An 8,965-nucleotide genomic window follows, 5' to 3' on the forward strand; every position below is an offset into this window, starting at 1 on the left:
GCTGCGCGAGGACACGCCCGGCGAGCCGCGCCTGGTCGCGTATCTGATCGGCGACGCCGACATCAGCGCCGATGCCTTGCGCACGCAGCTGGCCACGCGCCTGCCCGAGATAATGCTTCCCAGCGCCTATGTGTGGCTGGATGCCTTGCCACTCACGTCTAACGGCAAGCTCGATCGTCGCGCACTTCCGGCGCCAGAGACCGATGCGCTTGCGGTGCAGACCTACGCAGCGCCAGAAGGCGAACGGGAAACCTTGCTCGCCACTCTGTGGAGCGAGCTGCTCGGCGTCGAACGCGTTGGCCGCCACGACAGCTTCTTCGCCCTGGGCGGGCACTCGCTGCTCGGCGTGCGGCTGATCTCGCGTATCCGCAGCGCGCTCGGTATCGAACTACCCCTGGCCGCATTGTTTGCTCAACCACGTCTGGCCGAGCTGGCTCTGGCGTTGGACAGTGCCGATACCAGCACCCTACCCGCCATCGTACCGAGCGACCGGAGCGCGCCACTGCCGCTGTCATTCGCCCAGCAACGTCTATGGCTGCTCGACCGGCTCGATGATCGTGCCGCACTGGCGTACCTGATCGCCGGTGGAGTCCGTCTGTCCGGCCACCTGGATCGCGATGCACTGGGCAAGGCGCTGGATCAACTGTTGGTTCGCCATCAATCGCTGCGGACGGTTTTTTCCTCGCACGATGACAGCCCGACCCAAGTCGTGGTCGCAGCGAACGCAGGTTTTTACCTGGAATATATCGATCTGCGTCAGTCGCCTGCCCCTGCCGCCGAGGCCCAGCGCCATGCCGAACAGGAAACCCGCACGCCCTTCGATCTGGCGCGCGGCCCGCTGATTCGCGGTCGCTTGCTGTGCCTGGCTGAGCACGAGCATCGTCTGTTGATCACCATGCATCACATCGTCGCCGATGGTTGGTCCATCAGCGTCCTGTTGCAGGAACTCGGCGCGTTGTACACCGCCTTTGCGCGAGGCAAGACCGATCCGCTGCCGCCGCTGTCGATCCAGTACCAGGACTACGCCGTGTGGCAGCGCCGCTGGATCGATGGCCCACTGCTGCAACGCCAGCTGAGCTTCTGGCGTGCGCACCTGCACGGCGCACCGACGCTGCTGGAACTGCCCACCGATCGCCCGCGTCCGGTGCTACAGGACTACACCGGAGGCAGCCTGGATCTTGCGCTGGATGCCGATCTCACCGCTGCCGTACGCGCTATCAGCCAGCGCCACGGCACCACCGTGTTCATGACCGTCTTGGCGGCTTGGGGCGCGCTGCTGGCACGCCTGTCCGGCCAGAATCAGGTGGTGATCGGCATGCCGATCGCCAATCGCACCCGCAGCGAACTGGAGCCGCTGATCGGTCTGTTCGTCAACACCCAGGCGCTGCGCATCGATCTACGTACAGATCCAAGCGTGGGCCAATTGCTGGGCCACGTCCGCACCACTGCGCTGGCTGCACAGCAGCACCCGGATGTTCCGTTCGAACAGGTCATCGAACTGCTCAATCCGCCGCGCAACCTGAGCCACCCGCCGTTGTTCCAGGTGATGTTCGCCTGGCAAAATACGCCGGCTGTCGCGCTGGAATTGCCCGACCTGCGTCTGGAAAGCGTGCAGAGTCCATTCACCGTCAGCAAGTTCGATCTGGAACTCACGCTGCAGGAAGACGGCGCCCGTATCGTCGGCAGTCTGGGCTACGGCACAGCGCTGTTCGATGCGACGACGATCCAACGTTGGTGGCGCTGCTTCGAGCAGTTGCTGCACGCGCTGACGCGCGACGACGACGCTCGCATCTCGCAGTTGCCCTGGCTGGATGCGCCACAGCGCGAGCAACTGCTGGCCGACTTTGGCACTGGCGACATGGCCGCTGTGCCCGAGCAGCCGCTGCACCAGCTATTCGAAGCGCAGGCACGCCGCACGCCGGACGCCATCGCGGTGGTGTCGGAGCAAGGCAGCATGCGCTATGCCACGCTCGATACACAGGCCGACCGGCTAGCGCAACGCTTGCGCCGCCTGGGCTTGCGTGCCGGTCAACGCGTGGCAACTGCGTTGCCGCGTTCGGTTGAGCTGATTGTTGCGCAACTGGCCGTGCTCAAGTGCGGAGCGGCCTATGTGCCGCTGGACGTCGACCATCCCGACGAGCGTCTGCTTGCGTTGATCGACGATGCGCAGGTGTCTGTGCTGATCCATGCTGCCGATAGTGTGCTGGCGCCTGCGCAGGTGGTTTGTCTGACCATCGCCGACCTTGACGATCTCCAGGGCAGCGACGACGACATCACAACGCCACCAGCGATCGCCGTGCCTGCAACAGCCGCGGCCTATGTCATGTATACCTCCGGTTCCACCGGCACACCGAAGGGTGTGACGGTGTCGCATGGCGCGGTGGCTAACCTCGTCCTGCAGGATGGTCCAGCACGGCTGCGCTCCGACGACCGCGTTGCTTTCGCGTCCAACCCTGCCTTCGACTCGGCCACGCTGGAGGTCTGGGGCAGTCTGCTGCATGGCGCCACTGTCGTGGTTGTTCCTGCGCCGGTCATGCGCGATCCGCAGGCGCTGGGCGCGTTGGTGGCGCGCGAACGCCTGTCGGTCTTGATCCTGGTCGCTGGTGTACTGCGCACCTATGCGCCAGCAATCGCACCGCAACTTGGCACCCTGCGCCTGCTGCTCACCGGCGGCGATGTCGCCGATCCGCATGCGCTGACAACGGTGTTCGAGGCCGGTGGCGCGACCACCGTCTTGCAGACTTACGGTCCGACCGAGAGCGCCCAGTTCGTCACCGCGTTGGCGTTGCAGCACGCGCCCGATGCAACCCGACGCCTGCCGATCGGTCGGCCACTGGCCAATACCCGGCTCTATGTGCTCGATCGCCATGGTCAACCGGTGCCAATCGGTGTGGCCGGCGAACTGCATCTCGCCGGTGCGCAGTTGGCGCAGGGCTATATGCATCGTCCTGCCCTGACTGCCGAGCGCTTCGTCCCCGATCCGTTCGCCGAACAGCCGGGCGAGCGCATGTACAAGACCGGCGACCTCGCATGTTGGCTGGCCGATGGTACGCTCGACTTCCTCGGCCGCAACGATGCGCAGGTCAAGATCCGCGGCTTCCGCATCGAGCCGGGCGAGATCGAAGCGGCACTGCGTAGCTGCGCTGGCGTGCAGGAGGCGGTGGTCATCGCACGCGCGGACACCGGCGAAAAACGGCTGGTTGCCTATCTCGTCGGCGATGCCTCGATACTGGAACCGGCAACGCTGCGCAGCCAACTCGCTACGCGCTTACCCGACCACATGCTGCCAGCCTCCTACGTGCAGCTCGATGCATTGCCACTCACCCCCAACGGCAAACTCGATCGCGCCACGCTCCCGGCACCCGACGATCAAGCGCTGGATCTGCACGCCTATGTCGCCCCGCAAGGCGAATTGGAACAGGTATTGGCCACGCTGTGGAGCGAGTTGCTCGGCGTTGCACAGGTCGGCCGCCACGACGACTTCTTCGCGCTGGGCGGTCACTCGCTGCTGGCAGTCAAACTGATCGAGCGCCTGCGCCGGCTCGGCTGGCAGATCGATGTGCGGGCCCTGTTCGCTCAACCCACACTCGCGGGTCTGGCCGGCAATCTGCAGGCCGCATCTGCCATCGAGGTACCACCCAACCGCATCGATCCCGAGTGCACGCGCATCACTCCGGACCTACTGCCGCTGGTCGCGCTGACGCAAGCAGAGATCGAGGCGATCGTGGCCACCGTCGACGGCGGCGCGGCCAACGTGCAGGATTGGCGCCATTGCAGCAAGGCCTGCTCTTCCATCACCTGAACGATCCACGCGCCGATCCATATCTGCATTCGTCCGTGCTCGGCTTCCCGTCGCGCGCGTTGCTCGATCGCTTTCTCGATGCACTCGATCAGGTCGTCGCACGCCACGACATCCTGCGCACCGGGTTTGTCTGGCAAGGGCTCTCTGCACCGGTGCAGGTGGTCTGCAGACACACCGTGGTCCCGCGGCACCTGCAGCACTTCGACGACACCGATCCGGCCGCGCGGTTGCAAGCATGGTTACACGCTCCCGACGCCGCGCTCGGCCTGCAACATGCTCCGCTGATCCAGGCGCATCTGACCGAAGACACCATCACCGGACGCTGGCTGCTCGGCCTGCAACACCATCATCTGGTGATGGACCACACCACGCTGGAACTGCTGATCGAGGAAGTGCGTGCGCATTTGGCTGGCCGGCAGAAACAGCTGCCAACGCCATTGCCGTTCCGCGACTTCGTCGCCCATACCCTCAGCGCACTGTCGGAGCAGGAACACAAGGCGTTCTTTACTGCCATGCTGGCCGACATCGACACGCCCACTGCGGCGTTCGGCGTTCACGCACCGGTGGCGGAGCCGGCCGTGCTGCAGGAGCTGCATCAGCCCCTGCCCGAGGCACTTGCGCAGTCCTTGCGCGCACAGGCGCGCCAGCATGGCGTCAGCGCCGCCAGCCTGTTCCATCTGGCCTATGCCCTGCTGCTGGCCCGCACCAGCGGCAGCACCGAGGCGGTGTTCGCCACCCTGCTGTTTGGACGCATGCATGCCAGCGCCGGGGTGGACCGCGTGCTCGGCATGTTCCTCAACACCTTGCCGATCCGCCTCAACACGGCGCGCGGCAGCGTGCTCGAGGCCGTGCGTCACACCCAGCACTGCCTTGCCAAGTTACTGCACCACGAACATGCGCCACTCGCGATGGCGCAGCGCTGCAGCGGGCTGGACCCGTCCACCCCGCTGCTCCACGCCTTGCTCAACTATCGCTATGCGGGCGGCAGCGCGGTGCTGGGCGCCGCGCAGGAAGATGCGCTGCAGGACGTGCAGCAGATTGGCGGACAGGAGCGCACCCACTATCCACTGGTGGTGTCGGTCAACGATCACACCGACGCAGGTGGCTTCTCGCTCGATGTGCAATGCGTGCAAGACATCGGCGCCGAACGCATCGCAGCGATGTTGCTGCAGACAGTGCACGTGCTGGTGCAGGCGCTGGAACAGGCACCGCAGACGGCGATGCATGCGCTGGATCCACTGTCAGAAAACGAACGCGCGCAGTTGCGCCGCTTCAATGACACCACTGTCGATCTCGGTGGCAGCGGCTATCTGCATCACGCAATCCAAGCGCAGGCACAGCGCACGCCGCAGGCGATCGCGCTGGTCGACGATACGGCCGAACTGAGCTACGCCGCGCTCGATGCACGCGCCAACCAACTCGCTCATCACTTGATTGATCTTGGTGTGGTACCAGAAGATCGCGTGGCCGTGTGTCTGCCGCGCGGTATCGATCTGGTCGTCTGCCTACTCGCCGCGCTCAAAGCCGGCGCTGGGTTCATGCCGCTGGATCCGGATGCACCATCCAATCGCCTGGAGCGCATGCTTGCCGACGCACAGCCTCGCGTACTGCTCGCCCTCAGCGATACCGCATCGCCGCTGGCACCAAGTGATGGTCTGCACACGGTACTACTGGATACCGACCAGGCTCTGTGGAATAACGCACCTACGCACGCGCCCATTGTTGCAACCTTGCACCCGCAACACCCAGCCTACGTGCTCTACACCTCCGGTTCCACCGGTCAACCCAAGGGCGTCGTCAACACCCACGCCGGCATCGACAACCGCCTGACATGGGGGCAACAGGCGTTAGGACTACACCCCACGCAGACCGTTCTGCAGAAAACGCCAGTCAGTTTCGACGTCTCGGTGTGGGAACTGTTTTGGCCGTTACGTGTCGGCGCACGTTTGGTCCTTGCCCGACACGAGGGCCACAAGGACCCGGCCTATCTGATCGAATTGATCGAGCAAGCCGACATCGACACCGTGCACTTTGTGCCTTCGATGCTACGCGTCTTTATGGACGCCTTGCCACAAGGCGTATGCACCAGCCTGCGCCTCATTGTTTGCAGCGGCGAAGCCCTGCCCCCCGACCTGGCCCAAACGGTACGTCAACGCCTGCCACAGGCACGCCTCTACAATCTGTATGGCCCGACCGAAGCATCAGTGGAAGTCAGTGCATGGGAATGCGGCGATGCGGACGCAACCAGTGTGCCGATCGGCCGTCCGATCGCCAACACCCGCCTGCACGTGCTCGATACGCATCGCGCACTCGCCCCGATTGGCGTGCCCGGCGAACTGCAGATTGCGGGCGTGCAGCTCGCACGCGGCTATCTGGGTCGGCCCGATCTGACCGCCGAACGCTTCGTCCCCGATCCGTTTGCCGATCAGCCAGGCCAACGCATGTATCGCACTGGCGATCTGGCGCGCTGGCGTGCCGATGGCGCGGTGGAGTATCTCGGCCGCAACGATGCACAGATCAAGTTGCGCGGTGTACGCATCGAACTGGGCGAGATCGAAGCCGCCTTGCGCGGCTGCGAGGGCGTGCGTGAGGCTGTCGTGATTGTTCGCGATGACATCGGCGAGCCGCGCCTGGTCGCCTATCTGGTCGGTGATGCGAAGCACCTGACGGCTGACGCACTGCGCACGCAACTGGCCGCACGCCTGCCCGAGGTGATGCTGCCCAGCGCCTATGTGCACCTACAGGCGCTACCGCTTTCGCCAAACGGCAAGCTCGACCGCCGCGCCTTGCCGGCGCCGGATGCCGATGCGCTGGCGGTGCAGGCCTACGCACCGCCGGAAGGCGAGTTGGAAACCTTGCTCGCCACGCTGTGGAGCGAGCTGCTCGGCATCGCGCGCGTCGGCCGCCATGACAGCTTCTTCGCCCTGGGTGGTCATTCGTTGCTGGCGATCAAGCTGATCGAACGTCTGCGCCAGCACGGCTGGGAGCTGCAAGTGCGCACGTTGTTCGGCGCCTCAACCCTGGCCGGTTTGGCAGCCGCACTGCGCCAGAGCGGCGCGGTGAACGTCCCGCCGAACTGCATCCCGGCCGGCTGCACCCGGATCACGCCCGAGCTGCTGCCGCTGGTGCAGCTCACCCAGAGCGAGATCGATGCCGCCGTCGCGACTGTCGATGGCGGCGCGGCCAACGTGCAGGACATCTACCCGCTGGCACCGTTGCAGGAAGGTCTGCTGTTCCATCACCTGGCCAGCCACGAGGGCGATGCTTACCTCAACATCAGCGTTCTGGCCTTCGACACCCGCGCGCGTCTGGACACCTTCGTCGCTGCGCTTGAAGCGGTTATCTCCCGCCATGACATCCTGCGCACCGGTTTCGCCTGGCAAGGCCTGCCCACACCTGTGCAGGTCGTCTGGCGGCATGCTCCACTGCCGCTCCATGTGCTCACCATTGATGAGCCGGATGTGCTGGCCGCGTTGCGTCGCCGCATGGATCCCAGCAGCTTCCGCCTGGATGTCACTCACGCACCGCTGATCCACGCGCATGTCGTCGAAGATCCCGCGCATGCGCGCTGGCTGCTGGGCCTGCACAACCATCATCTGATGATGGATCACACCACCCTGGAACTGCTGATCGAAGAGGTGCAGGCACATCAGGATGAGCGTGAACAGGGTTTGCCCAAACCGCTGCCGTTCCGCAACTTCGTCGCCCAGGCCAAGCTGGGTGTCAGCGAAGACGAACACCGCGCCTTCTTCACCCAGCAGCTGGGCGATCTGGAGACACCCACCGCGCCGTTCGGTTTGTGGGAAGTGCGCGGTACCGGTGCCGACATCGAACAGGCGCTGCAACCGCTGCCCGATGCCCTGGCCACCGACGTGCGTCGCCATGCACGCCGGTTGAATGTCAGTCCCTCCAGCATGTTCCACCTGGCCTGTGCCTTGGTATTGGCCAAGGCCAGCGGCCAGGACGATGTGGTGTTCGGCACGACCTTGTTCGGACGCATGCATGCCGGCAGTGGCGCCGACCGGGTGCTGGGCATGTTCCTCAATACCTTGCCGATCCGTCTGCAACGCGATGGTCGCAGCGTCGCAGATGCTGTGCGCCAGACCCAGCAACAGCTTGCCGAGCTGCTCCATCACGAACACGCCCCGCTGGCCCTGGCGCAGCGCTGCAGCGGCATCGTCGCACCGGCGCCGCTCTTCACTGCACTGCTCAACTATCGCTATGTCGGTGGCAGTGCGGTGCAGGCAGCCAGCGAGATCACGCATGCGTGGCAAGGCATGGAAATGCTGGACGGGCTGGATCGCAATAACTATCCGCTGACGATCTCGATCGACGACATCTCCGTCAGCGGAGGTTTTGCGGTGGAGGTGAAAGTGGTTCCGCGTATCGGCACCGCACGTGTCATCGCGCTGATGCTGCAAGCCGTGCAATCGCTGGTGCAGGCATTGGATCAGGCGCCAGACGCCGCGTTGCACACCCTGCACCTGCTACCCGCCGACGAACGCGCACAGCTGCAGCGCTTCACCGTCACCGAAACGGCTCCGCTCGCGCAGTCGCAGTGCATCCATCACCTGTTCGAAGCGCAGGTTAGCCGCGCGCCCAACGCCATCGCGCTATGCGCCGATGGCATCCAACTCAGCTACGCCGTACTCGATGCGCGCGCCAACCAGTTGGCGCATCGCCTGTGCCAACTAGGCGTCGGACCGGAACACCGCGTTGCCCTGTACTTGCCGCGCGGCATTGAGCAANCCTACCTGCCACTGGACCCGGATCTGCCCGGCGAACGCCTGGCCTTCCTGCTCGCCGACAGCCGTCCGCGTGCGGTGTTGACCTGCTCCGGTCTGCAGGAGCGTTTGCCGGCCAGCCGCGCCATGCTGCGCGTGAGCGTGCTGACGTTGGACACGGAAACGGACGTCGATGCGGAGACGGAGACGTCCCTGCACAACCCTGGTGCACCGATTGTCTCTGGGCTGTGCCCGGATAGCCTGGCCTACGTCATCTACACCTCCGGCTCCACCGGACAACCCAAGGGCACGCTGCTCACCCACGCAGGCGCCACGCATTACCTGCAATGGGCGATAGAGACCTATCGCCCCTTCNTGCACCGATTGTCTCTGGGCTGTGCCCGGATAGCCTGGCCTACGTCATCTACACCTCCGGCTC

At 65.0% G+C, this 8,965-nt stretch carries 2 protein-coding genes and 1 pseudogene; all 3 read left to right on the plus strand.

The annotated features are described in order from the left end of the window. Positions 1-3,802 (plus strand): non-ribosomal peptide synthetase (locus tag XpruCFBP8353_RS22690; RefSeq protein ID WP_133125698.1); only part of this gene is annotated, 3,802 nt, incomplete at its 5' end. Then, on the plus strand, positions 3,772-8,550 hold a 4,779-nt coding region (locus XpruCFBP8353_RS22695), incomplete at its 3' end, for a non-ribosomal peptide synthetase (RefSeq protein WP_211287868.1). The genes XpruCFBP8353_RS22690 and XpruCFBP8353_RS22695, both read left to right, overlap by 31 nt. Position 8,551: 1 nt before the next feature. Beyond that, positions 8,552-8,901: pseudogene (locus tag XpruCFBP8353_RS24690) on the plus strand (AMP-binding protein); the annotation flags it as partial. Between the last annotated feature and the right edge of the window lie 64 nt (positions 8,902-8,965).

It is taken from the genome of Xanthomonas prunicola, from assembly GCF_002846205.1.
GTDB lineage: Bacteria > Pseudomonadota > Gammaproteobacteria > Xanthomonadales > Xanthomonadaceae > Xanthomonas > Xanthomonas prunicola.